At 62.9% G+C, this 1244-nt stretch carries 1 protein-coding gene; it reads right to left on the reverse strand.

Annotation, left to right across the window (positions count from 1 at the left end):
• A partial coding sequence (locus KRR23_RS28935) for an immunoglobulin-like domain-containing protein (RefSeq protein ID WP_216745232.1) occupies nt 1–1244 on the reverse strand: 1244 nt, incomplete at both ends.

A 1244-nucleotide genomic window follows, 5' to 3' on the forward strand; every position in this document is an offset into this window, starting at 1 on the left:
CCTTCGGTAATGGTGTTGTCGGCGGTGAGCGTCAGCCCGGTGTTGTCGATCGAGTCGGTGATGGTGGTGACCGCCGGCGTCGTGCTCGGGGTCAGCTGTTCGAAGTTGCCGCCCGTGGTGCTTTCGATGGTGGTGCTGACGGTGCTGCCGTTCTTGTAGACGTCGTTGGCCGGGGTATCGACCACCACGCTGCCGGTGGTTTTACCGGCTTCGATGTTGATCACGGCGCCGTTGCTGAGCGTGACGCTCATCGCGGTACCGGCCGGATTGCTCAGGGTCGCGGTGTAAGTGATCTGACCGCCTTCGGTAATGGTGTTGTCGGCGGTGAGCGTCAGCCCGGTGTTGTCGATCGAGTCGGTGATGGTGGTGACCGCCGGCGTGGTGCTCGGGGTCAGCTGTTCGAAGTTGCTGCCCGTGGTGCTTTCGATGGTGGTGCTGACGGTGCTGCCGTTCTTGTAGACGTCGTTGGCCGGGGTATCGACCACCACGCTGCCGGTGGTTTTACCGGCTTCGATGTTGATCACGGCGCCGTTGCTGAGCGTGACGCTCATCGCGGTACCGGCCGGATTGCTCAGGGTCGCGGTGTAAGTGATCTGACCGCCTTCGGTAATGGTGTTGTCGGCGGTGAGCGTCAGCCCGGTGTTGTCGATCGAGTCGGTGATGGTGGTGACCGCCGGCGTGGTGCTCGGGGTCAACTGCTCGAAGTTGCCGCCCGTGGTGCTTTCAATGGTGGTGCTGACGGTGCTGCCGTTCTTGTAGACGTCATTCGCCGGGGTATCGACCACCACGCTGCCGGTGGTTTTGCCGGCTTCGATGTTGATCACGGCACCGTTGGACAGGGTCACGCTCATCGCGGTGCCGGCCGGGTTGGTCAGGGTCGCGGTGTAGGTGATCTGGCCACCTTCGGTAATGGTGTTGTCGGCGGTGAGCGTCAGCCCGGTGTTGTCGATCGAGTCGGTGATGGTGGTGACCGCCGGCGTCGTGCTCGGGGTCAGCTGTTCGAAGTTGCCGCCCGTGGTGCTTTCGATGGTGGTGCTGACGGTGCTGCCGTTCTTGTAGACGTCGTTGGCCGGGGTATCGACCACCACGCTGCCGGTGGTTTTACCGGCTTCGATGTTGATCACGGCGCCGTTGCTGAGCGTGACGCTCATCGCGGTACCGGCCGGATTGCTCAGGGTCGCGGTGTAAGTGATCTGACCGCCTTCGGTAATGGTGTTGTCGGCGGTGAGCGTCAGCCCGGTGTT

The sequence above is a fragment of the Pseudomonas sp. CVAP#3 genome, from assembly GCF_018986375.1.
GTDB lineage: Bacteria > Pseudomonadota > Gammaproteobacteria > Pseudomonadales > Pseudomonadaceae > Aquipseudomonas > Aquipseudomonas helvetica.